Annotated in this window: 18 protein-coding genes and 1 riboswitch; of the genes, 16 read left to right on the forward strand and 2 right to left on the reverse strand. The window is 73.4% G+C overall.

The features are described from left to right. The first annotated feature begins 168 nt into the window (after positions 1–168). The 3 genes from ABD361_RS23820 (at position 169) to ABD361_RS23830 (ending at position 5,500) form a co-directional block, all read left to right on the forward strand. Positions 169–1,146, forward strand: coding sequence for an SMI1/KNR4 family protein (locus ABD361_RS23820; protein WP_344437725.1), 978 nt, complete (start codon positions 169–171; stop codon positions 1,144–1,146). Next, the gene (locus ABD361_RS23825) at positions 1,143–4,469 is read left to right on the forward strand and encodes an SUKH-4 family immunity protein (protein WP_344437727.1); all 3,327 of its coding nucleotides are present in this window, start codon (positions 1,143–1,145) and stop codon (positions 4,467–4,469) included. Before ABD361_RS23820 ends, ABD361_RS23825 begins: the two co-directional genes overlap by 4 nt. 143 nt (positions 4,470–4,612) lie before the next feature. Then, positions 4,613–5,500 carry a coiled-coil domain-containing protein gene (locus ABD361_RS23830; RefSeq protein ID WP_344437729.1) on the forward strand — a complete coding sequence of 296 codons (888 nt, stop codon included), beginning with the start codon at positions 4,613–4,615 and terminating at the stop codon, positions 5,498–5,500. A 54-nt stretch (positions 5,501–5,554) separates the two neighbouring features. Here the strand turns inward: ABD361_RS23830 and ABD361_RS23835 are convergent, their stop codons facing one another. Beyond that, positions 5,555–7,342, reverse strand: coding sequence for a lytic transglycosylase domain-containing protein (locus tag ABD361_RS23835; protein WP_344437731.1), 1,788 nt, complete (start codon positions 7,340–7,342; stop codon positions 5,555–5,557). Between the two features lie 526 nt (positions 7,343–7,868). Between ABD361_RS23835 and mfd the strand changes: the two genes are divergently transcribed. Continuing rightward, positions 7,869–11,405: a transcription-repair coupling factor gene (gene mfd / locus ABD361_RS23840; RefSeq protein WP_344437733.1), complete on the forward strand. Its 3,537-nt coding sequence runs from the start codon at positions 7,869–7,871 to the stop codon at positions 11,403–11,405. A gap of 146 nt (positions 11,406–11,551) precedes the next feature. Here the strand turns inward: mfd and ABD361_RS23845 are convergent, their stop codons facing one another. Beyond that, entirely contained in the window at positions 11,552–13,006 is a 1,455-nt protein-coding gene (locus ABD361_RS23845) for a DUF2079 domain-containing protein (protein ID WP_344437735.1), read from the reverse strand. 354 nt (positions 13,007–13,360) lie between these two features. Between ABD361_RS23845 and ABD361_RS23850 the strand changes: the two genes are divergently transcribed. From ABD361_RS23850 to ABD361_RS23905, 12 genes are all read left to right on the forward strand, one after another. Next, complete coding sequence (locus ABD361_RS23850; protein ID WP_344437737.1) at positions 13,361–13,981, forward strand: SurA N-terminal domain-containing protein; 621 nt, start codon at positions 13,361–13,363, stop codon at positions 13,979–13,981. 67 nt (positions 13,982–14,048) lie between these two features. After that, complete coding sequence (locus tag ABD361_RS23855) at positions 14,049–15,023, forward strand: nucleoside triphosphate pyrophosphohydrolase (RefSeq protein ID WP_344437739.1); 975 nt, start codon at positions 14,049–14,051, stop codon at positions 15,021–15,023. Positions 15,024–15,089: 66 nt separating this feature from the next. Then, a complete protein-coding gene (locus tag ABD361_RS23860) occupies positions 15,090–15,524 on the forward strand; it encodes a DUF6479 family protein (protein WP_344437741.1) in 435 nt (144 codons plus the stop codon). Positions 15,525–15,714: 190 nt separating this feature from the next. Then, complete coding sequence (locus ABD361_RS23865) at positions 15,715–16,986, forward strand: cytochrome P450 family protein (RefSeq protein WP_344437743.1); 1,272 nt, start codon at positions 15,715–15,717, stop codon at positions 16,984–16,986. 190 nt (positions 16,987–17,176) lie between these two features. Beyond that, positions 17,177–18,178 (forward strand): transglycosylase family protein, encoded by a 1,002-nt coding sequence (locus ABD361_RS23870; RefSeq protein WP_344437745.1) that lies wholly within the window; start codon positions 17,177–17,179, stop codon positions 18,176–18,178. A 260-nt stretch (positions 18,179–18,438) separates the two neighbouring features. Continuing rightward, a riboswitch (cyclic di-AMP (ydaO/yuaA leader) is annotated at positions 18,439–18,613 on the forward strand. A gap of 4 nt (positions 18,614–18,617) precedes the next feature. Beyond that, on the forward strand, positions 18,618–19,370 hold the full coding sequence (locus ABD361_RS23875) for a transglycosylase family protein (protein WP_344437747.1): 753 nt from the start codon (positions 18,618–18,620) through the stop codon (positions 19,368–19,370). Positions 19,371–19,688: 318 nt separating this feature from the next. After that, positions 19,689–20,969, forward strand: coding sequence for a phosphopyruvate hydratase (eno, locus tag ABD361_RS23880; RefSeq protein WP_344437748.1), 1,281 nt, complete (start codon positions 19,689–19,691; stop codon positions 20,967–20,969). Positions 20,970–21,086: 117 nt separating this feature from the next. Continuing rightward, a complete protein-coding gene (locus ABD361_RS23885; RefSeq protein WP_344437749.1) occupies positions 21,087–21,557 on the forward strand; it encodes an FtsB family cell division protein in 471 nt (156 codons plus the stop codon). 55 nt (positions 21,558–21,612) lie between these two features. Then, on the forward strand, positions 21,613–22,149 hold the full coding sequence (locus tag ABD361_RS23890) for a DUF501 domain-containing protein (RefSeq protein WP_344437750.1): 537 nt from the start codon (positions 21,613–21,615) through the stop codon (positions 22,147–22,149). Then, positions 22,146–23,087, forward strand: a complete 942-nt coding sequence (locus ABD361_RS23895; RefSeq protein ID WP_344437752.1) for a Ppx/GppA phosphatase family protein — start codon at positions 22,146–22,148, stop codon at positions 23,085–23,087. The genes ABD361_RS23890 and ABD361_RS23895 overlap by 4 nt, the downstream gene beginning before the upstream one ends. Before the next feature lie 368 nt (positions 23,088–23,455). Beyond that, entirely contained in the window at positions 23,456–24,838 is a 1,383-nt protein-coding gene (locus ABD361_RS23900) for an NAD(P)/FAD-dependent oxidoreductase (RefSeq protein ID WP_344437753.1), read from the forward strand. Between the two features lie 152 nt (positions 24,839–24,990). Continuing rightward, positions 24,991–26,292 (forward strand): class I SAM-dependent methyltransferase, encoded by a 1,302-nt coding sequence (locus tag ABD361_RS23905; RefSeq protein WP_344437756.1) that lies wholly within the window; start codon positions 24,991–24,993, stop codon positions 26,290–26,292. Positions 26,293–26,360 lie beyond the last annotated feature (68 nt).

Here is a 26,360-nt window from a genome sequence, read left to right on the forward strand (position 1 = left end):
TGGGATGCCGGGTGCGGAAGGCAGGTCGGTGTTGCGTGGGGCGTGTGTTCCGGATGATCACTGTGAGGCCGGAACGTACGCAGTCGCAAGCGGCCGCCGCCGCCCTCCTTGCAGCACCGCATAGGCTGTCGGGCACGTAGGAGACACAGTCAGCAGGGGGCTTCCGCCATGACGACAGGCCGGCTCGGGCAACAGACCGCGCCACCGAACGCGGCCTACGCCGGACAGGTCGTGCACTTCCCCGACCCGGTCCGGCGCAGCCGCCACCCCAAGGGCGTGCACGTGGACGACGACGGCTACCCCGTCTTCTCGCCGTACGCCCGCGCCGCCGCCGAGATCGCCGAACCGCCCGAGGGCTTCGGCGTCGACGAGCTGCGGCTGACCGACTACGTCTCGGCCAACGCGGCCCTGCACGCCGCCGGCCACGAACTGTGGGCCAGCCTCTCGCCCGTCGCCACCCCGCACGGCTGGACCTGGCACCACGTCCCGCGCACCCGGCGGCTCGAACTCGTCCCCGTCGAGGTCAAGGCCCTGCTGCGGCACCACGCCGGACTCGCCACCGCCGCCGTCGACCAGGACAAGCGCGGCACCCGGCCCCTGCAGGAGACCCGGCCCGTCCACTTCGCCCTGCCGCAGCGCGACCTCGCCGTGACGGAGGAACAGGTCCAGGGTGTCGAGGAGGACCTCGGCTACCGCCTGCCCGGCGCCTACCGCGCCTTCCTCAAGGCCGCCGGCGGCTGCGCCCCCGTCGGCGCCGCCCTCGACGCCGAACTCGGCCTCCTGGTCGACCAGCCCTTCTTCACCGTGCGCGAGGAAGCAGCGGTCAACGACCTCGTCTACATCAACAAGTGCCTGCGCGACCACTTCACCAAGGACTACCTCGGCGTCGCCTTCGTCCAGGGCGGCGTCCTCGCCGTCAAGGTCAAGGGCGAAGCCGTCGGCTCCGTGTGGTTCTGCGCCTACGACGACGCGCGCGACCGCGACGGCTGGAGCGTGGCGGAACGCGTCGAGAACCTCATGCTCCCCTGCGGCGAGGACTTCGACGACTTCCTGTCCCGGCTCGCAGGCGGCCCGCCGGAGCTGGAGACAGTGGCGAACCTGATGGTCGACGGCGGCTTCGCGTACGCCGTACCGGTGGAGGGATGAGCGGCGTGGTGACGTTCGCGCAGGCACAGGAGCGCGGAGAGCGCTGGGTCAACGGCGACGTGCCGGCCTACCTGCAACGCGAGGTGCGGGTCCGCGAGTTCGACCTCGGCTTCGTGGTGTGGGCCGAGGACCGCGACGACGGCCCCACCGGCGGCGGCGCCCGCCACCGGCTGGTCATCGCCCGCGACAGCGGCGAGACCACGCTGTGGCCCGGCCTGCCGGTGGGCGAGGTCATCCGCCGCTACGAAGAGGAATACGGCACCCCGGAACCGGAAGCGGCCCCCGCCGCGGCGGAGGCGCCTCCGCGCCGCGTGGACCTGGAGGCGACGTCCTTCCTGCTCAGCCCACCGCAGTGGCTGCAGGACGCGGCGGACGCGATGGGCATCCCGGACCGCCGCGCCACGCCCCCGGAGGGGGCGAAGGAGACGGCGCCGGCGCCGGTGCCGGCGGCGTCGCTGGAGAAGGAGGCGGCGCCTCCGCCTCCGCCGGCGCCGGGACCAGTGCTGGAGAAGGAGGCGGCGCCTCCGCCTCCGCCGGCGCCAGGACCAGTGCTGGAGAAGGAGGCGGCACCTCCGGTACCTCCGCCGGCGCGGGCGCCGTCGCTGGAGAAGGCGGACGCGGCGGTTCCGGAGGAGGAGCCTGCCGGGACCGACGGCGGTGACGGCGGTGACGGCGGTACGGAGGACGACGCGGTCGCGAAGGCGTGGGCCGGTACGGACGTCCGTGCGGACGACGACGCCGACGAGGACCGCTCGGTCGGCCTGCCCGCCACGGTGCTGGCCCCGGCCCTGTCGGGCTCGGACGCCGACGACACCCCGCCGCCGGGCGTCCGCCCGGACGCGAAGACGGCACTCATGCCCCGCGGCAGCGCACTCCCCCCGACGGCGATCGCCCCGTCCCTGGAGTCCCTCGACGCGTCCCGCGCGTCCGCGGGCGCGACCCCGGGCGGGCCCGGTGGGCCCGCCGCTCCGGGTACGCCGGGCGCCGGGCACCCCCAGGGTCCCGGCGCGCCGGGTGCTCCCGGTGCCCCGGGTTTCCCGGGTGCTCCCGGTGGGCTTCATGCTCACGGTGCTCCCGGTGGGCCTGGTGCCGGGCAGCCGCAGGGCCCCGGCGGGCCCGGTGTCGGGCACCCGCAGGGGCCCGGTGCCCCGGCTGCGCCCGGTGCCCCCGGCCCCGGTGCCCCGGGTGCTTCCGCGGCCCCGGGCATCCCGGGTGCCCCCGCGGCACCCGGCGTCCCCCCGGCTCCTGGCGTCCCGGGTGCCCCTGGCGCCTCCGCGGCGCCCGGCATTCCCAGTCCTCCTGGCGCTCCCGGTGACCCGAATGCCCCCGGCGCCTCGGCTGCGTCGGGCATGCCGGGTGCCTCGGCCGTCCCCGGGGGCCCGGGTGCGCCCGGTGTCCCCGCTGCTCCTGGCGCCCCGGGCTGGCCCGGGGCCGGGCAGCCGCAGGGCTCCGGTGCGCCCGCGGCGCCCGGTACTCCGGGCGTGCCCGGCGTCCCCCCGGCTCCCGGTGCCCCGGGTGCGCCGGTCGAGCCTCAGGCCGCCGGTGACTCCGGTGCTCCTGGCGCCCCGGCTGCGCCTGGCATTCCCAGCGCCCCGGGCGATCCGGGAGCCCCTGCCGTTCCCGGTGGGCCGGGCGGGCCTCAGGGCCCGGGTGTTCCGGGTGCTCCCCTCGTTCCTGGCGGCCCGGGCATGCCGGGTGCCGGTCAGCCCCAGGGGCCCGGTGCTCCGGCTGCGCCGGGCACCCCGGGCGCCTCTGTTCCGGGTGCGCCGGGCGTTCCCCCCGCTCCTGGTGCACCCGGTGCCGGCCAGCCGCAGGGTCCCGGCGCCTCGGCTGCGCCCGGTTTCCCCCCGGCCCCTGGGGCTCCGGGTGCTCCCGGCGCCCCCGCCGCTCCGGGTAACCCCGGCGCCCCCGGTGTGCCTCAGCCGCCGCAGGCGCCGGGTGCGCCCGCGGCCGGGCCGTCGCAGGGGGCCGGTGTGCCGGCTCCGCCGCAGCCGCCGCAGGCGCCCGGTGCGCCGCAGGCCCCGCACGGGCCCGGTGGGGTGCATGCTGCTGCCACGATGCTGGCCGGTCCCGGTGGGCCGGGGGCGCCGCAGCCCCCGCAGGCCCCCGGTGCGCCCGGTGCGCCGGAGGCGCCCGGTGGGGTGCATGCTGCCGCCACGATGCTGGCCGGTCCCGGTGGGCCCGGGGCGCCGCAGCCCCCGCGGGCCCCGGGTGCCCCCGGCGCCCCGCAGGCGCCGGTGCACGCCGCCGCCACGATGCTCGCCGGCCCCGCCGGCCCCGCCGGTCCCGGTGCCCCGCAGCCGCCCCAGCCGCCGCAGGCCCCGCAGGCGCCCGGTGTGCCCACCGTGGGGCCCGGGTACATGGCCGTGCTGCGCTACCGCGCGCAGGACGGGAAGGAGCAGCAGCTCATCCGGCGCAGTGCCCCCGGCACCCCGCATCCCGAGTGGCAGATCCTGCACGAGTTGCGCGCCATGGGCGTACCCCCGCAGCAGGTGCTGGAGCTGCACACCGAGCTGGAGTCGTGCGATCTGCCCGGTGGCTACTGTGCGCGGATGATCCGCGAGACGTGGCCGCAGGTGCGGGTCAGTCACACCGCTCCGTACGGGCGGGATCACGCCACCCGGCAGCAGGGTGTGCGTCATCTCGTCGCGCATCAGGGCGAGCTGCACCAGGTCGCGGACGGTCCGGCGCGCCCGGCGCCGAATCCGGTGCCCCTGCCGCCCGCCGGCCAGGTGCCGGTGGCGCCGGCGGTGGGGCAGGACGTGATCGGCCGTGAGCTGGCGGAGGCGTTCGGTCCGCAGGGCGTGTTCCGTTTCGATCAGCGTGCCGTCTCGCGTCAGGGCGTGCCGGAGCTGGTGGCGCAGACGCTGGTGTGGGCGGGGCTGCCGGTGGATTTCGGGCCGTTCTTCTGGGCGCAGGCCCAGCCGGGCCGTCCGGTGCCGACGTTGGCGGAGCTGGCGGCGGAGCGTGGTGTGCGTCCGGCGCCGGACGCCGGTTCGTACCTGGTGATGGGTACGGACTTCGGCCGGCAGCTGTGCGTCCAGTACGGCACGGCCCACATCGTGGCCGTTCCGCTGGAGGCGGGCCCCGACGGGGGAGTGGTGCCACCGCAGTTCGTCAACACGAGTCTGCCTCAGTTCGTACGCTCTTTGGCGCTGCTCGGGAAGATGTGGCGCTGGCGCTACGGGCTGACGCCGGAGCAGGCCGGGCGCTGGACCGTGGACTTTCAGCAGCAGCTGGCCTCGCTGGACCCCGCGGCCGTCGCGACGCCCGAGAACTGGTGGGCGGTGCTGCTGGAGCAGATGTGGGACGGTCTCTTCTAGCGTTCGGTGCGGTGTACGCGGACGGTGTCCCGGGCTGCGGAGTGTCGCGTCCGGGGCACTTCGCTCGTACGGGAATGATGTACGCCGGACCGTGTCGCATACCGGATTTCCGGATATAAGGGGCTACAAGGATGAGTTCATCGGTGTCTCCTGACGGTTTCACAGTCGTGCGCGGCCGTGGATACCGGCCTGATCAGGTCGACCGTGCGCTGGCGGAGTACGCCCGTCAGCGCGACTCCGCCTGGGAGCGCGCGGCGCGGCTGACCGTCCTGGCGCGGGAGATGGAGGACGAGGTGCGGCGGCTCGCCCACGTCGTCGCCAAGCTCCCCCCGCAGACGTACGAGTCCCTGGGCCCGCGGGCCCAGGGCCTGGTCACCACGGCCGAACTGGAGGCGGCGGGCCTGCGCGAGCGGGCGGAGGTGGCGGCGGCGGAGCTGCAGGAGGCCGCCCAGAGCCATGCCCGCCAGGTGCGCGACGCCGCACATGAGTACGCGGTGGCGGTGCGCGCCGAGGCGGAGGAGTGGGCCCGGCAGGCGCAGCTCGCGGCCGAGACCGTGGCCGACGACATCCGTACGACGGCCCGCCAGGAGACCGCCGAGCGGCGCGAGGAGTCGCTGGCGGCGCTGAAGGAGATGCGCCAGCGCACGGCGATGATCCTGGCGGAGCAGGAGAAGGAGCACACCGAGCGCTGGGAGGCGGCGGGCCGCGAGATCGCCGAGCGCGAGGCGGCGATGGACGCGCGGGTGGCGGCTCTGGAGGAGTACGCCCGCACGGCCCTGGGCGACGCGCGCCGGCGCTACGCGGACACGGAGGAGGCCGCGCGGCACGGCCAGGAGGACGCCGAGGCGCAGGCGGCGGCGGTGATCGCCCAGGCGCGGGTGCGCGAGGAGCGCATCGCCCGTGACACCGAGCGGGTGCTGCGCGAGCACGAGGAGCGGCGCGAGGAGCTCAAGTCCCACATGGCGCACGTCCGGCACAGCCTGGCGGCGCTGACGGGCAAGCCGGTCGCGGAGGACGCGGCGGCGGAGTGACGACGGCCGGCCCGCCCGCATCGCGCGAGTGGGCCGGCCGTCGCCGTTTCCGGATTACTTCTTGGCCGTGGCCGACGGGCTCGGCGTGGGCGCCGGCTTCGTCGGCTCGGGGGTGGGGGCGGTGACGGTCAGCGTGAGCTTGAGGACCGCACCGTTGGTGGTGGTGAGCTCCAGCGTGTAGGTGCCGGACTGCTCGTCGGTGAACAGCTCGGGCAGCTCGATCCGGCCCTCGTCGTCGGTCGTGAACGTCAGCGGCTTGCGCGCGGGCTTGCCGTTCTCGTCCTTGAAGTACGGACCGGTGGCCGCGGGCTTGCCGTCGGGGCCGAGGATGCTCGCGGTCACCTTGGCGCCGACGACGATGGTGCCGTCGCCGCTCGCCTCGACGGTGATCCGCTGGGCGAACGACCCCTTCGGGGCGGCCTTGAGGTCGCCCTTGCCGATGCGCTCGAGCGCGGTGGCGGGGCGGGGCTTGACGGTGGCATCGACCTTGACGGGATCGACCTTCGTGGCGTCCTTGCCCAGGACGGAGATGCGCAGGACGAACGTCCCCGCAAGGTTGCCCGATTCGAGTGCGGGTGCGGTGGCCGTGCCGTCCTTGTCGACGGTGACGTCCACCAGGGTCTTCTCGCTGGTCTTGGCACTCGGGAAGTGCGCCCCGGTCTTCACGCCGATGACCTCGAAGCGCACCTGTGTGTCCGCGGGCACCGGGCGGCCGTCGGCTGTGACGACCTTGACCTTCGCGGCGTCGGCGAACGTGTCGCCGGCCGTGGCCGTGAGCTCCTTCGCGCCGACGGATTCCAGGCGCTCGATCGTGACCGGCTTCGACGGCGTCGGCTTGTCGCCGTCACCGCCCGGCTTGTTCGGATTGTCGGGCTTGCTCGGGGTCGGGGGCTTTGTCGGCTCCGACGGCTTGTTCGGCCTGCTCGGCTCCGACGGCTTGGTGGGCGTCCCCGGCCGGTTCGGCGTGCTCGGCGCGCTCGGCGTGCTCGGGCGCACCGGGCCGGGGACCGGGGTGTTGCCGGACGGTCCGGTCGGCGTCGGGATCCACGGCGTCCCGCCGCCCGGCAGCGAGCCACTGCCACTGCCCTCGTACGTGTGCATCCACGCGAGGACGGCGTTCACGTACTCGCGCGAGTTGTTGTAGCTGAGGATCGCCTTGTCGAGCTGGGCGGCGTCCGAGAGGTCCTTGCCGCCCGCGCACAGGTAGCGCGCGGTGCCGGCGGCCGCGTCGAAGATGTTGTTGGGGTCGAGCTTGCCGTCGCCGTTGCCGTCGGCGCCGTAGTCCTTCCACGTGGACGGGATGAACTGGGTCGGGCCGACGGCGCGGTCGTAGACCGGGTCGCCGTCCCAGGCGCCGCCGTCCGTGTCCTTCACGAGGGCGAACTTGTCGCCCGTCAGCTGGGGGCCGCGGATCGGCTTGGTGGTGCTGCCGTCCGGCTGCAGGCCGTAGGAGGCGGCGTGCTCCGACTCCACCTTCCCGATGCCGGCGATCAGCTCCCACTTGATGTGGCAGTTCGGGTAGAGGCCCTTCGCCAGGCTCTCGGCGTTCTTGTATGCGGCCAGGGCGGTCGCGGGGATGTCGCTGCTGCCGCCGCCCGTACCGCTGCCGGGTTCGCCCGGCTTGGGCGTGGCGCCGGGGCGCGGCACGAGGTCGGGGAGGGAGAGGTTGGGAACACCGTGCGGCTGGCGCTGCGGGTTGTCGGGACCCGGGGACGGGTCGTCGGCACCCGTCCCGTGCGGCGGGCTGGCGCCGACGGCCGCGGTGGTGAGGCTGGCGACGAGTAGGGCAGTGCACAGTCCCTGGCGGGAGACGCTCGCAGCGCGGGTACGAAGTATCTTCACGGAGACTGCTTCCTCGGGGAGACCGGCGGGCCGTGCGAGGGGGGCCGCACGACTGCCCCCCTCGGCCATAGACCCGAACACTAATTCCCTGTGGCCGCAATTGTCTTGTCCGGGGACGGGCTTCACACGGTCTTCGCCGGGCGATTCCCTCGCACGGGGTGGCGCCTGCGGCGTTGTACGTAGCGGAAGTTGGGCGTCCGTGCGTATGCGGCACCCTGCGCTCGGCCGATCCCGGCCCCCCTCTCGTCACGCCGCACCACGGCGCCCCGTAGGGGCGCGGGGAACTGCGCGATCGGCCACCGACGGCCCGCAGCCGACCCAGCACCCCGGGCTCCGGGCATCTGCGGGCACGTCGTGGCTTGTCGCGCAGTTCCCCGCGCCCCTACGGGGCGCCCCTGTGGGGCGCGGCCCCGGCGTCCGCGGGCTGAGCGCCGAGCGAAGTCGTACGCTGGAAGCCCCGGCCGTGCCCCGCGTGCCGGGTGCTCGCGTTGTTCACCTTGCCCACCACCGGGACGGAAATCTCTTCATGAGCCTGCACGGTCTGCTCGACGCCGTCGTCAAGGATCCGGCGCTCGCCGAAGCGGTCGAGGCCGCGGGTGACGGCAACCGGCCGCACGTCGACCTGGTGGGGCCGCCCGCGGCCCGGCCGTTCGTGATCGCCGCGCTGGCCAGGGACGCGCAGCGGCCCGTGCTGGCGGTGACGGCGACGGGCCGGGAGGCGGAGGACCTGGCGGCGGCGCTGCGCGGGCTGCTGCCGGCCGATGCGGTCGTGGAGTACCCGGCCTGGGAGACGCTGCCGCACGAGCGGCTCTCGCCGCGTTCGGACACGGTCGGCCGGCGGCTGGCGGTGCTGCGCCGGCTGGCGCACCCGAGCAAGGACGACCCGGCGGCCGGCCCGGTCAGCGTCGTGGTGGCCCCGGTGCGCTCCGTGCTGCAGCCGCAGGTCAAGGGGCTCGGCGACCTGGAGCCGGTGAGCCTGCGCACGGGGCAGGGCGCCGATCTCGAAGAGGTCGTGGAGGCCCTCGCCGCGGCGGCGTACGCCCGCGTGGAACTGGTGGAGAAGCGCGGCGAGTTCGCGGTGCGCGGCGGCATCCTGGACGTCTTCCCGCCGACCGAGGAGCACCCGCTCCGTGTCGAGTTCTGGGGCGACGACGTCGAGGAGATCCGCTACTTCAAGGTGGCCGACCAGCGGTCGCTGGAGGTCGCCGAGCACGGTCTGTGGGCGCCGCCGTGCCGTGAGCTGCTGCTGACCGACGCCGTACGGGAGCGTGCCGCGGCGCTCGCGCAGGAGCACCCGGAGCTGGCGGAGCTGCTGGGGAAGATCGCGGAGGGCATCGCGGTCGAGGGCATGGAGTCGCTGGCGCCGGTGCTGGTGGACGACATGGAGCTGCTGCTGGACGTGCTGCCGGCGGGTGCGATGGCCGTGGTGTGCGACCCGGAGCGGGTGCGCACCCGGGCGGCGGACCTGGTGGCGACGTCGCAGGAGTTCCTGCAGGCGTCCTGGGCGGCGTCGGCCGGTGGCGGCGAGGCGCCGATCGACGTGGACGCCGCTTCCCTGCGCGGCATCGCCGATGTCCGTGATCATGCCCGTGAGCTGGGCATGATGTGGTGGTCGGTGAGCCCGTTCGCGGCCGGGGAGGACGAGGAGGACGGCGACACCCTCAAGCTGGGCATGCAGGCCCCGGAGACCTACCGCGGCGACACGGCCCGGGCCCTGGCCGACACCAAGGGCTGGGTGTCCGACGGCTGGCGGACGGTGTTCCTCACCGAGGGCCACGGCCCGGCCGCCCGTACGGTCGAGGTGCTCGGCGGCGAGGGCATCCCGGCCCGCTTGGACGCCGACCTGCCGGAGCTGACGCCGTCCGTGGTGCACGTCTCCTGCGCGAGCCTGGACAGCGGTTTTATCCACGCGGGCCTGAAGGTCGCCGTGCTGACCGAGTCCGATCTGACCGGCCAGAAGTCGGCCAGCAAGGACCTGGGCCGCATGCCGGTGCGGCGGCGCAAGAGCATCGACCCGCTGACGCTGCAGGCCGGCGACTACATCGTGCACGAGCAGCACGGTGTCGGCCGCTACCTGGAGATGGTGCAGCGTACGGTGCAGGGCGCCACCCGCGAGTACCTGCTGGTGGAGTACGCGCCGGCCAAGCGGGGCCAGCCGGGCGACCGGCTATACATCCCCACCGACCAGCTGGAGCAGGTCACCAAGTACGTCGGTGGCGAGGCGCCCACCCTGCACCGCCTGGGCGGCGCGGACTGGACGAAGACCAAGGCGCGGGCGAAGAAGGCGGTCAAGGAGATCGCCGCGGACCTGATCAAGCTGTACTCCGCGCGCATGGCGGCCCCCGGGCACGCCTTCGCGCCGGACACCCCCTGGCAGCGGGAGCTGGAGGACGCCTTCCCGTACGCGGAGACGCCCGATCAGCTGACCACGATCGCCGAGGTCAAGGAGGACATGGAGAAGTCCGTCCCCATGGACCGCCTGGTCTGCGGCGACGTCGGCTACGGCAAGACCGAGATCGCGGTCCGCGCGGCGTTCAAGGCCGTGCAGGACGGCAAGCAGGTGGCGGTGCTGGTGCCGACCACCCTGCTCGTCCAGCAGCACTTCGGGACGTTCTCCGAGCGGTACGCGCAGTTCCCCGTCAATGTGCGGGCGCTCTCGCGCTTCCAGTCCGACACCGAGGCGAAGGCCGTCCTGGAGGGGCTGCGGGAGGGCTCCGTCGACGTCGTCATCGGCACCCACCGCCTCTTCTCCTCCGAGACGAAGTTCAAGGACCTGGGCCTGGTCATCGTCGACGAGGAGCAGCGCTTCGGCGTCGAGCACAAGGAGCAGCTGAAGAAGCTGCGCGCCAACGTCGACGTGCTGACGATGTCCGCCACCCCGATCCCGCGCACGCTGGAGATGGCGGTGACCGGCATCCGCGAGATGTCGACGATCACCACGCCGCCGGAGGAGCGCCACCCGGTGCTGACCTTCGTGGGTCCCTACGACCAGAAGCAGATCGGTGCGGCGATCCGGCGCGAGCTGCTGCGCGAGGGCCAGGTCTTCTACATCCACAACCGGGTCGAGTCCATCGACCGGGCGGCGGCGCGGCTGCGCGAGATCGTGCCGGAGGCGCGCATCGCCACCGCGCACGGCCAGATGTCGGAGTCGGCGCTGGAGCAGGTCGTGGTCGACTTCTGGGAGAAGAAGTTCGACGTGCTGGTCTCGACGACGATCGTGGAGTCGGGCATCGACATCTCCAATGCCAACACCCTCATCGTCGAGCGCGGCGACAACTTCGGGTTGTCGCAGCTGCACCAGCTGCGCGGCCGTGTGGGCCGCAGCCGGGAGCGGGGCTACGCCTACTTCCTGTACCCGCCGGAGAAGCCGCTGACGGAGACCGCCCACGAGCGGCTGGCGACGATCGCCCAGCACACGGAGATGGGCGCGGGCATGTACGTGGCGATGAAGGACCTGGAGATCCGTGGCGCGGGCAACCTGCTCGGCGGCGAGCAGTCGGGCCACATCGCGGGCGTCGGCTTCGACCTGTACATCCGCATGGTCGGCGAGGCCGTGGCGGACTACCGGGCGTCGGTCGAGGGCGGCGGCGAGGAGGCGGAGGCCCCGCTGGAGGTGAAGATCGAGCTGCCGGTGGACGCGCACGTCCCGCACGACTACGCGCCGGGCGAGCGGCTGCGCCTGCAGGCGTACCGGGCGATCGCCTCGGCCAACTCCGAGGAGGACATCAGGGCCGTCCGCGAGGAGCTCACCGACCGCTACGGCAAGCTGCCCGAGCCCGTGGAGAACCTGCTGCTGGTCGCGGGCCTGCGGATGCTGGCCCGGGCGTGCGGCGTCACCGACATCACCCTGCAGGGCGCCAACGTGCGCTTCGGGCCGGTGGAGCTGCGCGAGTCGCAGGAGCTGCGCCTGAAGCGGCTGTACCCGCGCACGGTGATGAAGCCCGCCACGCAGCAGATCCTGGTGCCGCGCCCGGCGACCCGCCCGATCGGCGGCAAGCCGCTGGTCGGCCGCGAGCTGCTGGCGTGGACGGGCGAGTTCCTCACGACGATCCTGGGCAGCTGACGGCTGCGCCGTGCGGCGCCCGCAAGCAGGGTGCGGTGCCGTGATTCGCCCGGGCCTGGGGGTGGCGCGTCGGCTGCGGGCCGTCGATGGCTGATCGCGCAGTTCCCCGCGCCCCTGTGGGGCGCTGCATGATCCGCCGGACGGGCCTACGGCGCGGCGCGCCGCAGCACGACGTAGCCGCCCTCGCTGCCCACGACGACGTACCGGGCGCCCGCGTGGCTGCGGGTGGCCTCGGCCGCGGCGTCGGCGGGCGTGCGGCCGTCGCCCAGGTGCACGGCGACGTAGTCGGGCCTGATGCCGCCGGTGCCGCCGACCCAGAAGACCCGGCAGCGGCCGGTGAGCCGGCTTATCGGCACGACGTCCGCCTCGACGGTGGCGCCGTCGGGGATGCGCTCCAGCAGCCGCTCGGTGGCCCGGACCTGCGGCGGGACGCGGTAGGTGTCCGGCATGGTCAGGCCGTACAGCGGCAGGGACGCGGTCAGGGCCAGGGCCGCGGCCAGGACGGCCGCCGGCAGGTGGTGGGCGTAGGTGCGCAGCCGGCGGCGGGGGCTGGTGCGGCAGGCGGCGAGCGCCTCGGTGAGGGCGATGAACACCACGGGCATCAGCACGGCGCTGTAGTGCCAGTCGGTGCCCCAGTAGTGGTCGTCGTGGGAGACGAACCGCCAGCCCAGGGTGGGCAGGGCCACGATCAGCACCGGTGAGCGCAGGGCGAGCAGGCCGGTGGTGGGCAGCAGCGTCCACAGCAGGGTGCGCACGGCGGTGTCCGGGGGGATCACCGGCGCGGGGCCGCCGTCCCCGCCGAGCTTGTTCCAGTAGTCGTACGAGCCGCCGCTGTTGAAGCTCGGGATGATCAGACCGAGGGCGAGGGCGGTGGCCGCCAGGCCGAACGCGACCAGGGCCGCGCCCTGCGCCACGGCCCGGGTCCGGCCGCGGGCGCCGCGCAGCCGCAGCAGGACCAGCGCCCCGACGGCGGCGGCGGTCACCCCCAGGTCCTCCTTGACCAGCACCAGGGGCGCCGCCCACAGCACGGCGGGCGTCCAGCGCCGGCGGACCACCGCCTCCAGGGAGAAGGCGAGCAGCGGCATCGCGAAGGCGATCTCGTGGAAGTCGAAGTCGACCGCCCGCTGCACGCCCCACGACAGTCCGTAGGCGACGCCGATGGCCAGCCCCCGGCCGCGGCCGAGGAGGTGCGCGGCGAGCCGGGTGACCGGCACGGCCGACAGGGCGAAGAGCGCGGCCTGCACCACCAGCAGGGTCACGGGGGTGGGGAATACGCGGTAGAAGGGGGCGACCAGTGCGGTGATCGGGCTGAAGTGGTCCCCGAGGATGTTGGTGCCGGGCCCCTTCAGGTCGGCTATCGGGGCCCGCAGCTCGGCGTAGCCGCGTATCGCCTGCTCGAAGATGCCCAGGTCCCAGGACATGGTGAGCATCCGCAGGTGCCGGCTGACCGACAGCGTGGTGTAGAGGACGAACAGGACGCCGGCCAGCCAGTAGGGGTCCAGCCGGGGCGCGCCCAGCCGGGCGATCCCCGTCCGCCGCCCCGGGGGAGCGGTCTCGGCCGGCTTGCGGGCCTGTGCCGGAACGGCGGTGGCCGAGTCCATGGACGTCCTTCTCTCGGGTGCGCTTCGTGGGCCGGCAGCCGCTGCCGCCGCAGGACCGGCCCCTTCGAAAGATATGCCGGGTCCGCCGGTCGTCCGGCCTCCCACTCGAAGACGACCGCGGGAGCCACCCGGTTCAGCCGGGTTTCCTCCGGTCCGTGCCCGCCCCCTGCCGCTGCCGCGTGCCCGGACGGCGTGCGAATCGTTGGCCCAATCAGTGACGCGGGCCACGTCTGGTGCCTACCATCGATCACCGCCGGGCCGAAGTCGGTGAACCAGGTGAACTCGGTGAGCCAGGTGAACAAGGTGCACAGCAGCACGTCCCACCCATGCAGCACGACCCCTCCGGGAGGCTTCATGATCCGCCGCAGGACCGCGCTCGTCGTCTCCGCCGCCGGTCTCCTCGCCGTCGCGCCCCTGCTCACCGCCTGCGGCTCCACCCCGCATCCGGGGGCGGCCGCCGTGGTGGGCAAGGAGCGGATCACGGTGGCGCAGTTGCAGGGCCGGGTCGACGACGTGCGCGAGGCCCAGCGCAGCGCCCCGCAGGGCGCCCAGCTGCTGGCGGCCAGCGGGCGGCTGGGCCAGGACACGCTCGTACGGCTCATCCAGTACCGGGTCATCGAGAAGGCCGGGGAGGACAGCGGCGTCGAGGTCACCCGGCGCGAGGTGCAGGAGCGCCGGGCACAGGTCGAGCGGATGCTGGGCGGGGCGCAGGCGGTCGAGGCGCGCTTCCTGGCCGCGGGCATCGCCCCCGACGGGATCGACCAGGAGCTGCGGGTGGGGCTGATCCGCTCCAAGCTGGAGGACGCGCTCGGCAAGGACCGCGCCGGCGAGGTGCTCAGGAAGACCTCCGACTCCCTCGGCGTGCAGGTCAACCCCCGCTACGGCACCTGGGACGCCAAGCGCGGCACCGCCCGCCCGGCGCAGGAGCCGTGGCTGCGCCCGGCCGTGCAGGACGAGCAGGCGGGCCCCGCCTGACGGAACGGGCGGCACGGGGTACGGGCGGGGGCGAGGAACCCCCGCCCGCCCGCATAGGCTCGGTGCTGTGAACGCCTACGACTCCACCGGCCGCATCGTGCTCCTGACCACCAGCCACCGGGTCGCCCCCGGCCTGCTGTCCTGGCCGGCCTGGGGGACGCTGCGGGAGGCCGACCGCGTGCTGTGCGCCGACGCCGCCCACCCCCAGCTGCCGTACCTGCGCGAGGCCGGCGTGGACGTCGAGCACGCCGCGCCCACCGCCCGCGAGCTGGTCGACTACTGCACCGACGGCTCGCGCACCGCCGTCGTGGTCACCTCCGCCGAGGGCGAGAGCGCCCTGACCGACGGCCTGGCCCGGCTGGCCGGCTCCGGCCGCGAGACGATGCCCGCCCTGGAACTGCTCCCCGGCTCCTACGACCTGCCCGGCGCCCGGCTGCTGGACCTGGTGCAGGTCATGGACCGCATCCGGCTCGCCTGCCCGTGGACGGGCATCCGCACCCACGAGGACCTGGCGAAGTACGGGCTGGAGGAGATGTACGAGCTCCTGGAGGCGATCGAGACCGGCGACCGCGAGGCGCTGCGCGAGGAGCTGGGCGACGTCCTGCTGCAGGTCGTCTTCCACGCCCGCATCGCCCAGGACGACCCCGACGAGCCGTTCTCCGTGGACGACGTCGCCGGCGGCATCGTCGACAAGCTCATCCACCGCCACCCGCACGTCTTCGGCGACGCCGACGCCGCGACCCCCGAGGACGTCAAGGCGCACTGGATGCGCACCAAGGCCGCCGAGAAGCGGCGCGAATCCGTCACCGAGGGCGTGCCGCTGGGCCAGCCGGCGCTCGCCCTGGCCGCCAAGCTCGCCTCCCGCGCCCGCGCCGAGGGCCTGGAGGTGGCCCTGCCGTCCGGTGACGGCGTGGGGTACGAGCTGCTGGCGCTGGCCGTACGGGCCGAGGCGGCCGGCGTCGAGCCGGAGACCGCGCTGCGGGCCGCGGCCCGGGCGTATCGGGACGCGATCCTCGCCGCCGAGCGGGCGGCGGGGCGGTAACGGCCTCGCTCACCCGTTCGGCTCAGCGGCAGTCTTGTCCGGGCGGCGGCCGGGTACCCGACATCCATGCGCACTGAGCAGATCGATCTCGCCCTCCCGCCCTGGGTCGGTGGCGCCGCTCCCTTCCTCGTGGGGCTGTGCGTCGGCGCCCTGCTGATCCTCGCGTTCTTCTTCGGGCAGCGGTGGCGGGACCGCGAGCCCCCGCCGCCCGCCCACCCGCAGCGCCGCCAGGGTTCCTGGCAGACGCCGCAGGAGCACCAGCGCGGCCCCGAGTCCCCGGACCACGGGCCCGGCCACAACGACGACGAGGAGAACGCCCTGGGGTACGTCGTCGAGCACCGCGAGAGCGACCAGTTGCAGTCCGAGGCCGACGGCGAGCGCGTCCTGCCGCACGAGATCCACAACCCGGGCAGCCACCCGGAGGAGCTCTCCGACGAGCGTCGCAAGTGGAAGCCGGGCAGCAGCGGCTCCTTCGGCAGCGGCGGCGCGGGCAGCCACTAGGCGTGGCCGGCGGATTGGGCAGCGCCCCGTAGGGGCGCGGGGAACTGCGCGACAAGCCACCGACGGCCCGCAGCCGAGGCGCTACCCCAGGGCCCGGGTGAAGCACAGCACTGCGTCTGCGGGCGCGTCGTGGCCGATCGCGCAGTTCCCCGCGCCCCTTCGGGGCACGGCACCGGTTAGCGTCGGGGGCGTGCACGAGAATCCCACGCCCCCCGCCCCGAAGCTCTTCACCTGGGAGTTCGCCAGCGACCCGTACCCGGCGTACGCCTGGCTGCGCGAGCACGCGCCCGTCCACCGGACGGAGCTGCCCAGCGGGGTCGAGGCGTGGCTGGTCACGCGGTACGCCGACGCCCGGCAGGCGCTCGCCGACCAGCGGCTGTCGAAGAACCCCCTGCACCACTCGGAGCACGCCCACGGCAAGGGCAAGGTCGGCATCCCCGGCGAGCGCAGCGCCAACCTGATGACGCACCTGCTCAACATCGACCCGCCGGACCACACCCGGCTGCGCCGCCTGGTCTCCAAGGCGTTCACCCCGCGCCGGGTCGCCGAGTTCGCGCCCCGCGTGCAGGAGCTCACCGACCGGCTCATCGACGGCTTCTGCGAGAAGGGCGGGGCCGACCTCATCCACGAGTTCGCCTTCCCGCTGCCCATCTACGCCATCTGCGACATGCTCGGCGTCCCGCCGGAGGACCAGGACGACTTCCGCGACTGGGCCGGAATGATGATCCGGCACGGGGGCGGGCCGCGCGGCGGGGTGGCGCGCTCGGTGAAGAAGATGCGCACCTATCTCGCGGAACTGATCCACCGCAAGCGGGAGGATCTCGGCGACGACCTCATTTCGGGACTGATCAGGGCGAGCGACCACGGCGAGCACCTCACCGAGAACGAGGCCGCCGCCATGGCCTTCATTCTTCTCTTTGCCGGTTTCGAAACAACTGTGAACCTGATCGGTAACGGAACCTACGCGCTGCTGCGCCACCCCGAACAGCGCGAGCGCCTGCAGCGCGCCCTCGCCGAGGGGGACGCGTCGCTGCTCGCCACGGGGGTCGAGGAACTGCTGCGCTACGACGGCCCCGTAGAGCTCGCGACCTGGCGTTTTGCCACCCAAAACCTGGTCATCGGCGGGCAGCGGATCGCCGAGGGCGACCCCGTCCTGGTGGTGCTGGCGGCCGCCGACCGCGACCCCGAACGGTTCGCCGATCCGGACGCCTTGGACCTCTCCCGCCGCGACAACCAGCACTTGGGCTACGGACACGGCATCCATTACTGTCTCGGCGCACCGCTCGCCCGCCTCGAAGGGCAGACCGCGCTCGCCACCCTGCTGCGCCGGCTGCCCGACCTCCGGCTCGCCGCCGCACCGGAGGACCTGCGCTGGCGCGGCGGCCTGATCATGCGCGGCCTGCGCACGCTGCCCGTGGAATTCACGGCGCGTCCGCCCGCGCAGGCACCCGCACGCCCTTAGCACATGACGTCCGGTCACCCCGCGGTTATCGCAGCGTGACCTCCGCTACACCGGGTTGTGACTCTTGGGGGCCGTCGCTATGTTCGACGACCATCCGAAGCCGCCTACCCGAGAGGGCCCGAACATGCGCTCAGGCACTGGTAGACATCGCCGTCCCCGTCAGGTCCCCGCCATCGTGCTCGCGGCGGGGGTGACGGGAGCCAGCGTCGCCATGCCGCTGCTGGCTGCCACCAGCGCCACCGCGGCCGACGCGGGCACCTGGGACAAGGTCGCCCAGTGCGAGAGCGGGGGGATGTGGAGCGCCAACCAGGGCAACGGCTTCTTCGGCGGCCTGCAGATCACCCAGGAGCTGTGGGAGCAGTACGGCGGCATCTCGTACGCGCCCCGGCCCGACCTCGCGAGCCGCTCCCAGCAGATCGCCATCGCCGAGAGCATCCTCAAGTCCCAGGGCGCCGGCCCGTGGACGAGCTGCGGTGAGCGCGCGGGCCTCGCCCACAGCGAGCGGGCGCCCGAGGTGGACCCGGGCACCAAGGCCACCCCGCCGCCGGCCGCCGAGACCGGCCGCACGCCGGAGCACACGACCAAGCCCGCGCCGGAGCACGGCTCTCCCGCTCCGGACGCCTCCCGTGCCCCCGATGCCACCCCCGCGCCCTCCGGCACGCCGTCCGGGTCGCCGTCGACGTCGCCCTCCGGGACGGCCACGCCCGCGCCCGGCAGCTCCGGTGCACCCTCCGGCGCCACCCCGGACGCCTCGCACACGCCGGATGCCGGTGGCACTCCGTCAGCTCCCGCGAGCGGCACGCCGGACGCCGGGCCGGGCAAGCACCGCAAGGAGCCCGGCGCCGACCTCCCGTCGGCTCCGGCCGACGGCTCCGCCGGCCCGGCGGGCACGCCCGGAGCCGGCGGCGCGTCCGCCGGGGACGCCGGCGCGGCGGAGGGCTCGGGCCGCCACCGCGCGACCCCGACCGGTCCGGACGACGGCGCACAGCGACCCTCGCGCGGGGGCGATTCCCGGCCGGGCATCCCGGCCGCAAACGACTACACCGTGCAGCCGGGTGACAACCTGTCAGTGATCGCCCAGGAGCACGCGGTCTCCGGCGGCTGGCAGACGCTGTATCAGAAGAACGAAAAAGTTGTCGGAACTGATCCGGACCTTATCCTCCCTGGTCAGCGCCTGGATATCCGTCAATAGCCATGCGGAAAGGGCCGAATGTCCGTTCCAGTCGAAAGTGAGACATGGGTCTCTTCGGCTCGGCGGCGGAGAGCGTCCGTCCGATTTGCGTCCACCTAGGGCCACCTGCGGAAACGTCAGGTTTCCCGCGGTAACCAGAGGCGGCCTTGGCTGAAAAGTGGGGTTTGAACCCGCAGGCCGCCTGTGCTTACCGTCTTCATCGCTCGCCACCGCGAGCACCACGGTCGCCACGCCGAATCCTGCCGGCGGCCGGGGGAGTCGTCGCGCAAGCGCCGTAGGCAGGAGCGGGGGACCCAAGGTAGGTGCCGGACGGACCGGCGGTCAGCGGACCGCAGGGACGGACGGCTTGGGGTGAAGCCCGGTGTTCGCACCGGGCCGGGCAGTCTCACAGCCCGAACCCGACAGCTCACCTCGTAGGCGTCGGTGAGGAAAACGACTTATGTCCAAGGGCAAGCACCGTCGTCCGTCCAAGGCCGTCCGAATCGTCACGCTCGCCGGCGTCACCGGCGCCGCGGTCGCCGCCCCGCTGATGGTCGCGACCTCCGCCAACGCCGCCTCCGTCTCGACCTGGGACAAGGTCGCCCAGTGCGAGTCCAGCGGCAACTGGCACATCAACACCGGCAACGGCTACTACGGCGGCCTGCAGTTCTCGAACGAATCCTGGAAGGCCGCGGGCGGCACCAAGTACGCCCCGCGCGCCGACCTCGCCAGCAAGTCCCAGCAGATCGCCACCGCCGAGCGCCTGCTGGCCATGCAGGGCCCGGGCGCCTGGGGCTGCGCCGGCGCGGGCAACCTGACCTCCGGCGGCGCCAAGGCCGACGTCGACACCTCCGACGACGAGTCCGGCTCCGGCTACACCAAGAAGACCCGCAAGAACACCTCCGCCGAGGGCGCCCACTCCACCAGGAACCACGCGGACCGCAGCGAGCGCCACAGCGCTTCCCAGCGGGCCGCGGCGGCGCAGCAGGACGCCGACGACGCGGGCGAGGAGGCCGCGGCGGCCAAGAAGGCCGCGCCGCGCGAGGTCAAGCAGGGCAACGGCGAGTACAAGGTCAAGGAGGGCGACACCCTCGGGACCATCGCCGACGCCCAGAAGGTGCGCGGTGGCTGGGCGAAGCTCTACGACCTCAACAAGGACGTCATCGACAACGCCGATCTGATCTTCCCCGGTCAGCAGCTGCACCTGCGCTGACCGGAGCCGGTCGAAAGGTGCCGGGCGGCCCGTGGCCGCCCGGCTGCCGGGACCGGCCGCACGACCGCCCCGTTCCGCTGCGCTTCCCCCCGAGCCGCACCGGAGCGGGGCTTCGCCGTTCGAACCACGGTGCCGTTCGAACCGCCGTGCCGGCCGTGTCCCGACGACTGTCCGTTGAGCGAACATACTGGGTTTTCATCCCGTGATATCGGCATTTGTGCCAATTTTCGGCCCGTGGCCCGGTCCAGCGCGGGGAGAGCCCGCGGGGCCCGTTAGGCTCGTGGTGCAGAACTCCAGACACACACGAAGGAGACCCTCGTGCCGTCCATCGACGTCGTCGTAGCTCGCGAGATCCTCGACTCGCGAGGCAACCCCACGGTCGAGGTCGAGGTCGGCCTCGACGACGGCTCCACGGGCCGTGCCGCCGTGCCGTCCGGCGCCTCCACCGGCGCCTTCGAGGCCATCGAGCTCCGCGACGGCGACCCGGACCGCTACCTCGGCAAGGGCGTCGAGAAGGCCGTCCTCGCCGTCATCGAGCAGATCGGCCCGGAGCTGGTCGGCTACGACGCCACCGAGCAGCGCCTGATCGACCAGGCCATGTTCGACCTGGACGCCACCGACAACAAGGGCTCGCTCGGCGCCAACGCCATCCTCGGCGTCTCCCTGGCCGTCGCGCACGCCGCCTCCGAGGCCTCGGACCTGCCCCTCTTCCGCTACCTCGGCGGCCCGAACGCGCACCTGCTGCCCGTTCCGATGATGAACATCCTCAACGGCGGCTCGCACGCCGACTCCAACGTGGACATCCAGGAGTTCATGATCGCGCCGATCGGCGCGGAGTCCTTCTCCGAGGCCCTGCGCTGGGGCACCGAGGTCTACCACACCCTCAAGAAGGTCCTGAAGGCCAAGGGTCTGGCCACCGGCCTGGGCGACGAGGGCGGCTTCGCCCCGAACCTCGGCTCCAACCGCGAGGCCCTCGACCTCATCCTCGAGGCCATCAAGGAGGCCGGCTACACCCCCGGCCAGGACATCGCGCTCGCCCTGGACGTCGCCGCCTCCGAGTTCTACAAGGACGGCGTCTACAAGTTCGAGGGCCAGGACCGCACCGCGGCCCAGATGACCGACTACTACGCCGAGCTCGTCGAGGCCTACCCGCTGGTCTCCATCGAGGACCCGCTGTTCGAGGACGACTGGGACGGCTGGAAGACCATCACCGACAAGCTCGGCGACAAGGTCCAGCTCGTCGGTGACGACCTGTTCGTCACCAACCCCGAGCGCCTCGCCCGCGGCATCGAGGAGGGCACCGCCAACGCCCTGCTGGTCAAGGTCAACCAGATCGGCTCGCTGACCGAGACCCTCGACGCCGTCGAGCTGGCCCAGCGCAACGGCTTCAAGTGCATGATGTCCCACCGCTCCGGCGAGACCGAGGACGTCACCATCGCCGACCTGGCCGTCGCCACCAACTGCGGCCAGATCAAGACCGGCGCCCCGGCCCGCTCCGAGCGCGTCGCCAAGTACAACCAGCTGCTGCGCATCGAGGAGATCCTCGACGACGCCGCGGTGTACGCCGGCCGCAGCGCCTTCCCGCGCTTCAAGGGCTGACCGCACCGGGCTTGAGCCTTAACGGCTGAGCTCTCGCCAGTCTCCGTACGTCCCCGGCCGCGGTCCCGTACCGTGTCCGGGGACGTACGTTCGTAGCGGACCGACAGGGGAGGCGACGTGGGCGCGGACCGGTTCTCCACCGCGACCAGGCTCAAGGCGCTCGGCACGGCGCTGGTGCAGGGGCCCGCCGCGGCCCGGACGTACCGCGCCCGGCAGCCGCGCCGCTCCCGGCTCACCGGCCGGGCGGCCCTGCTGGCGCTCGTCGTCTGCTCGCTCGTGGTGGCCCTGGCCTACCCGATGCGGCAGTGGGTGACCCAGCGCTCCGACATCGCCGACCAGCGCCGCCGCACCGAGCACGCGCGCGAGCAGGTCAAACGGCTGCAGGACGAGAAGGCCCGCCTGGAGGACCCGGCCTACGTCGAGCAGCTGGCCCGCGAGCACCTGCACTACCTGCGCCCCGGCGAGACCGGCTACAGCGTCGTGGACGGCACCGCCCCCGACGGCCGCCACAAGGACGAGGGCGCCGCCGACCGCCCCTGGTACCTCAACCTCTTCGACGACGTGGACGCCTCCGACACCCACCGCTGAGCGTCCCGCGCCACCGGCCCCCCGACCCACCGAGCACGAGCGAGCATTCGAGCACATGGACACGCCCCCGCCCACGACCGAGCCCACCGAGCCGACGGACGCCGACATCGCGGCGTTCGAGGCGCAGCTGGGGCGCCCGCCGCGCGGCCTGCGCGCCATCGCGCACCGCTGCCCCTGCGGCAACCCCGACGTCGTCGAGACCGCCCCGCGGCTGGAGGACGGCACGCCCTTCCCGACGCTGTACTACCTGACGTGCCCGCGCGCCGCCTCGGCGATCGGCACGCTGGAGGCCGAGGGCGTCATGAAGGAGATGAGCGAGCGGCTGCAGAGCGACCCGGAGCTGGCCGCCGCCTACCGGGCCGCGCACGAGGACTACATCCGCCGCCGGGACGCCATCGAGGTCCTGCAGGGCTTCCCGAGCGCCGGCGGCATGCCCGACCGCGTCAAGTGCCTGCACGTCCTGGTCGGTCACTCCCTGGCCGCGGGCCCGGGCGTCAACCCCCTGGGCGACGAGGCGATCGCCATGCTCCCCGAGTGGTGGCGCAAGGGCCCGTGCGTGAACCCCTGCGGCGAGCAGGAGGACGGCGCATGACGCGCGTCGCGGCCATCGACTGCGGCACCAACTCCATCCGCCTGCTCGTGGCGGACGTCGACCCGGCCACGGGCCGGCTGGACGAGCTCGACCGCCGGATGACCATCGTCCGCCTCGGCCAGGGCGTCGACCGCACCGGCCGCCTCGCCCCCGAGGCGCTGGAGCGCACGTTCGCCGCCTGCCGCGAGTACGCCGGCGTCATCGAGGCGCTGGGCGCGGAGCGCATCCGCTTCGTCGCCACCTCCGCCTCCCGCGACGCGGACAACCGCGAGGACTTCGTGCGCGGCGTTGTGGAGATCCTCGGCGTCGAGCCGGAGGTCATCACCGGTGACCAGGAGGCCGAGTTCTCCTTCACCGGCGCGACGCGGGAGCTGGTGGGGCGCGACGACCTCGCCACCCCGTTCCTCGTGGTCGACATCGGTGGCGGCTCGACGGAGTTCGTGGTCGGCGAGGAGCACGTGCGGGCCGCCCGCAGCGTGGACGTGGGCTGCGTGCGCATGACGGAGCGTCACCTGGTGGTGGACGGCGTGGTCACCGACCCGCCGACGGCCGAACAGGTCGCCGCCATACGGGCCGACGTCGAGGCGGCCCTCGACCTGGCCGGTCAGACGGTGCCGCTGACCGAGGCCCGTACGCTGGTCGGGCTGGCCGGTTCCGTCACCACGGTCGCGGCCATCGCGCTGGAGCTGAAGGAGTACGACTCCTCCGTCATCCACCACGCGCGGATCTCCCTGGACCAGGTCCGGGCGATCACCGCGCGGCTGCTGTCCTCCACCCACGACGAGCGCGCCGCGATCCCGGTGCTGCACCCGGGGCGGGTCGATGTGATCGCCGCCGGGGCGCTGGTGCTGCAGTGCGTGATGGAGCGCGTGGGCGTCGACGAGGTGATCGTCAGCGAGTTGGACATTCTGGACGGCATCGCTCTTTCCCTGGTGTAAGGGGCGCAGCGCGGCCGGGCGCCGGGAAATTGTTCGTGAAATCCTTCACATGAAAAAGGGCCAACCAGTTCGCGGAAGAGGGCCTTCGGCCCGCATTCCGGGCCGTGTGGCCCCCCGGCGTCCGGAATCCGGCTGGTTTCGGTCGGGTTAAGGAAACGCTTATGCGTGGCCGCGACGGCGGGTGGTCCAGTCGTCACAGGACCCACAAGGCCAGTTCAGGGCGGGTGCTCAACGCCCTTGGCGGCACTGCGGTTCCCTCGCACGGGTATGGCGTCGGTCACGGTGGCGGCGGAGTGTAGCAGATGCCCCCACCGTTCTTGTGAAGGGGCTCACGAGCACCCCGTGGAGACGTGCTGGATACTCGAAACATGAGCACCACGGAGCGTCCACGGATCCTCGTAGTAGGCGGTGGGTACGTCGGCCTGTACGCGGCGCGCCGCATCCTGAAGAAGATGCGGTACGGCGAGGCGACCGTCACGGTCGTCGACCCGCGCTCGTACATGACGTACCAGCCCTTCCTCCCCGAAGCAGCCGCCGGCAGCATCTCTCCCCGCCACGTCGTGGTGCCGCTGCGACGTGTGCTCCCCAAGGCGGAGGTCCTCACGGGCCGCGTCACCACCATCGACCAGGACCGCAAGGTCGCCACGATCGCACCGATCGTCGGCGAGGCCTACGAGCTGCCCTTCGACTACCTGGTGATCGCGCTCGGCGCCGTCTCCCGTACCTTCCCGATCCCCGGCCTCGCCGAGAACGGCATCGGCATGAAGGGCATCGAGGAGGCCATCGGCCTGCGCAACCACGTCCTGGAGCAGCTGGACAAGGCCGACTCGACCAAGGACGAGGAGATCCGCCGCCGCGCGCTGACCTTCGTCTTCGTCGGTGGTGGCTTCGCCGGCGCCGAGACGATCGGCGAGGTCGAGGACATGGCCCGCGACGCCGCCAAGTACTACCCGACGGTCAAGCGCGAGGACATGCGCTTCATCCTCGTCGACGCCGCCGACAAGATCCTCCCCGAGGTCGGCCCCAAGCTCGGCCAGTACGGCAAGGAGCACCTGGAGAGCCGCGGCGTCGAGGTCTACCTCGGCACCTCGATGGACTCCTGCGTCGACGGCCACGTCGTGCTCAAGAACGGTCTCGAGGTCGACGCCAACACCATCGTGTGGACCGCCGGCGTCAAGCCCAACCCGGCGCTCGCCCGCTTCGGTCTGCCGCTGGGCCCCCGCGGCCACGTCGACACCCTGCCGACGCTGCAGATCAAGGACATGCCGTACGCCTTCGCGGCCGGCGACAACGCCCAGGTGCCCGACCTGGTCGGCCGCGCGGCCGGCAACGAGAACGCCTGGTGCCCGCCGAACGCCCAGCACGCCCTGCGCCAGGCCAAGGTCCTCGGCGACAACGTCGTGGCGGCCCTGCGCGGCTTCGAGGCCGGGCAGAAGGAGTACAAGCACGCCAACAAGGGTGCGGTGGCGGGCCTCGGCCTCCACAAGGGCGTGGCGATGATCGTCATGGGCAAGATGAAGATCAAGCTCAAGGGCCGTCTCGCCTGGTACATGCACCGTGGCTACCACGGCATGGCGATGCCGACCTGGAACCGCAAGATCCGCGTCTTCGCCGACTGGACCCTCGGTCTCTTCCTCAAGCGCGAGGTCGTCTCGCTGCGGGCGATGGAGAACCCGCGCGAGGAGTTCTACGAGGCCGCCAAGCCGGCCCCGCAGGCCACCTCGCCGGCCGAGAAGGCCAAGGCTTCCTGAGGCAGCGGCTTCACCGCGAAGGGCGTCCACCGATCCGTGGGGTGGGCGCCCTTCGGCGTGTGCGCACCCCGCCGGAGGGCAAGGACTAAGGCACGGTCCGCCGGTGTTGAGGCGTCAGGATCTCCTGACCCTCGATCATGGAGGTGTGCGACATGCCCGAGGCCGCTCGACGGCTCGCCGACCTGGCCCAGCAGGCGCTGGGAAGCCCGCTCCCGGTGCGGCTGCGCGCCTGGGACGGCAGCGAGTACGGCCCGCCCGGCACTCCGGTCCTGGTCCTGCGGCGCCGGCGGGCCCTGCGCCGGCTGCTGTGGCAGCCGGGCGAGCTCGGCCTGGCCCGCGCCTGGGTCGCCGGTGACCTCGACGTCGACGGCGACCTCTACGAGGCCCTGCGGCTGCTGGCCGGGCACCTGTGGGAGCGCGGCGGGCAGCGGCGCCGCACGGGCCGGCTGGCGGCCCTGCGCGACCCGGCGCTGCGTGCCGTCGGCCGCGAACTGCTCAAGCTGACCCCGCCCTGGCTGCCGCCCGCCCCGCCGCCCGAGGAGGCCCGCACCGGCGGCGGCGCCCGGCACAGCCTGCGCCGCGACAAGCGCGCCATCAGCCACCACTACGACGTCGGCAACGCCTTCTACGAGCGCGTCCTGGGCCCCTCGATGGTCTACTCCTGCGCCTACTGGGAGAGCCCCGAAGGCACCCTGGAGGACGCCCAGGAGGCCAAGCTCGACCTCGTCTGCCGCAAGCTCGCCCTCGCCCCCGGCCAGCGGCTGCTCGACGTCGGCTGCGGCTGGGGCTCGATGGTCCTGCACGCCGCCCGCACCTACGGCGTGCGCGCGGTCGGCATCACCCTCTCCGAGGAGCAGGCCGCCTACGCCCGCAAGCGCGTGGCCGACGCCGGCCTCGCCGACCGCGTGGAGATCCGCGTCCAGGACTACCGCGAGATCGCCGACGGGCCCTTCGACGCGATCTCCTCCATCGGCATGGCCGAGCACGTCGGTTCGGCCCGCTACGCCGAGTACGCCGCCGACCTGTTCGCGCTGCTGCGGCCCGGCGGACGGCTGCTCAACCACCAGATCGCCCGGCGCCCGCTGCAGGACGAAACGGCCTACGAGGTGGACGAGTTCATCGGCCGCTACGTCTTCCCCGACGGCGAGCTCGCGCCCGTCGGGCGCACGGTGGCGCAGCTGGAGGAGGCCGGCTTCGAGGTGCGGGACGTGGAGGCGCTGCGCGAGCACTACGCGCTGACCCTGCGCAGCTGGGTGGCCAACCTGGAGCGGCACTGGGCCGAGGCGGTACGCCTGACCTCGCCGGGCCGGGCCCGGGTGTGGCGGCTGTACATGGCCGCCTGCGCCCTGTCGTTCGAGGCCAACCGGATCGGGGTGAACCAGGTGCTGGCGGTGCGCACCCCGGACTCGGGCGAGTCCGGGCTGCCGCTGCGCACCCGCGACTGGCGCGGCTGACCGGCGTCACGGACGACGCAAGGGGCCCGGTCCTGGAACAGGACCGGGCCCCTACCGCCGTACCGCTG

Source organism: Streptomyces luteosporeus (assembly GCF_039532865.1).
Classification (GTDB): Bacteria; Actinomycetota; Actinomycetes; order Streptomycetales; family Streptomycetaceae; genus Streptomyces; species Streptomyces luteosporeus.

Coding starts and splice junctions, on each gene's coding strand:
- ABD361_RS23820 (WP_344437725.1), top strand. CDS start 169: ATGACGACAGGCCGGCTCGGGCAACAGACCGCGCCACCGAACGCGGCC.
- mfd (WP_344437733.1), top strand. CDS start 7,869: ATGAGCCTGCACGGTCTGCTCGACGCCGTCGTCAAGGATCCGGCGCTC.
- ABD361_RS23860 (WP_344437741.1), top strand. CDS start 15,090: ATGCGCACTGAGCAGATCGATCTCGCCCTCCCGCCCTGGGTCGGTGGC.
- ABD361_RS23890 (WP_344437750.1), top strand. CDS start 21,613: ATGGACACGCCCCCGCCCACGACCGAGCCCACCGAGCCGACGGACGCC.
- ABD361_RS23905 (WP_344437756.1), top strand. CDS start 24,991: ATGCCCGAGGCCGCTCGACGGCTCGCCGACCTGGCCCAGCAGGCGCTG.
- ABD361_RS23850 (WP_344437737.1), top strand. CDS start 13,361: ATGATCCGCCGCAGGACCGCGCTCGTCGTCTCCGCCGCCGGTCTCCTC.
- ABD361_RS23845 (WP_344437735.1), bottom strand. CDS start 13,006: ATGGACTCGGCCACCGCCGTTCCGGCACAGGCCCGCAAGCCGGCCGAG.
- ABD361_RS23875 (WP_344437747.1), top strand. CDS start 18,618: ATGTCCAAGGGCAAGCACCGTCGTCCGTCCAAGGCCGTCCGAATCGTC.
- ABD361_RS23895 (WP_344437752.1), top strand. CDS start 22,146: ATGACGCGCGTCGCGGCCATCGACTGCGGCACCAACTCCATCCGCCTG.
- ABD361_RS23825 (WP_344437727.1), top strand. CDS start 1,143: ATGAGCGGCGTGGTGACGTTCGCGCAGGCACAGGAGCGCGGAGAGCGC.
- ABD361_RS23900 (WP_344437753.1), top strand. CDS start 23,456: ATGAGCACCACGGAGCGTCCACGGATCCTCGTAGTAGGCGGTGGGTAC.